Source organism: Streptomyces sp. NPDC104202 (genome assembly GCF_055584185.1).
In genome coordinates this window covers 1-1,509 of sequence record NZ_JBVJMN010000140.1, presented here as the reverse complement: position 1 = coordinate 1,509, position 1,509 = coordinate 1, and the positions used below count along the sequence as shown (strand labels likewise).

General features: G+C 69.3%; 1 protein-coding gene and 1 pseudogene. Both read left to right on the top strand.

Going from position 1 to position 1,509, the window contains the following annotated elements:
- Nucleotides 1–837 (top strand): annotated as a pseudogene (locus ACZ60W_RS37245) (2-oxoacid:acceptor oxidoreductase subunit alpha); the annotation flags it as partial.
- Nucleotides 827–1,509 (top strand): 2-oxoacid:ferredoxin oxidoreductase subunit beta (locus tag ACZ60W_RS37240; RefSeq protein ID WP_469759837.1); only part of this gene is annotated, 683 nt, incomplete at its 3' end. The pseudogene ACZ60W_RS37245 and the gene ACZ60W_RS37240, both read left to right, overlap by 11 nt.

Below are 1,509 nucleotides of genomic sequence, written 5' to 3'. Positions count from 1 at the left end.
CGCGGCGGGCCCTCGACCGGCCTGCCCACCAAGACCGAGCAGGCCGACCTCCTGCAGGCCATGTACGGCCGCAACGGCGAGGCCCCGGTCCCGGTCGTGGCCCCCAAGACCCCCGCCGACTGCTTCGACGCCGCCCTGGAAGCGGCCCGGATCGCGCTCACCTACCGCACCCCGGTCTTCCTGCTCTCCGACGGCTACCTCGCCAACGGCTCCGAACCCTGGCGCATCCCGGACGTCGAGGACCTCCCCGACCTGCGCACCCGGTTCGCCACCGGCCCCAACCACACCCAGGCCGACGGCACCGAGGTCTTCTGGCCCTACAAACGCGACCCCGAGACCCTCGCCCGCCCCTGGGCCGTGCCCGGCACCCCCGGCCTCGAACACCGCATCGGCGGCATCGAGAAACAGGACGGCACCGGCAACATCTCCTACGACCCCGCCAACCACGAGTTCATGGTCCGCACCCGTCAGGCCAAGATCGACGGCATCGACGTCCCCGACCTCCAGGTCGACGACCCCGACGACGCGAGCACCCTCGTCCTCGGCTGGGGCTCCACCTACGGGCCGATCACGGCGGCCGTCCGCCGCATCCGCCGCGAAGGCGGCCCCATCGCCCAGGCCCACCTCCGCCACCTCAACCCCTTCCCCAAGAACCTCGGCGAGGTCCTCAAGCGATACGACAAGGTCGTCGTCCCGGAGATGAACCTCGGCCAGTTGGCCCTGTTGCTCCGTGCCCGGTTCCTGGTGGACGTGCAGCCCTTCACTCAGGTCAACGGCATGCCGTTCAAGGCCGAGCAGCTCGCCGGCGTCCTCGAGGAGGCCCTCCGTGACAACTGAACTCCGCCTGCTTCCGAAGGACTTCAAGTCCGACCAGGAGGTCCGCTGGTGCCCCGGCTGCGGTGACTACGCCGTCCTCGCCGCCGTCCAGGGCTTCATGCCCGAACTCGGCCTGGCGAAGGAGAACATCGTCTTCGTCTCCGGCATCGGCTGCTCCTCCCGCTTCCCGTACTACATGAACACCTACGGGATGCACTCCATCCACGGCCGCGCCCCGGCCATCGCCACCGGCCTGGCGACCTCACGCCGCGACCTGTCCGTCTGGGTCGTCACCGGCGACGGCGACGCCCTCTCCATCGGCGGCAACCACCTCATCCACGCGCTCCGCCGCAACGTGAACCTCAAGATCCTGCTCTTCAACAACCGGATCTACGGCCTCACCAAGGGCCAGTACTCGCCCACCTCCGAGGTCGGCAAGATCACCAAGTCCACCCCGATGGGCTCCCTCGACGCCCCCTTCAACCCGGTCTCGCTGGCGCTCGGCGCCGAGGCGTCCTTCGTCGCCCGCACCGTCGACTCCGACCGCAAACACCTCACCGAGGTCCTGCGCCAGGCCGCCGCCCACGACGGCACCGCACTCGTCGAGATCTACCAGAACTGCAACATCTTCAACGACGGCGCCTTCGAGGTCCTCAAGGACAAGGACCAGGCCCAGGAGGCGGTCATCCGCCT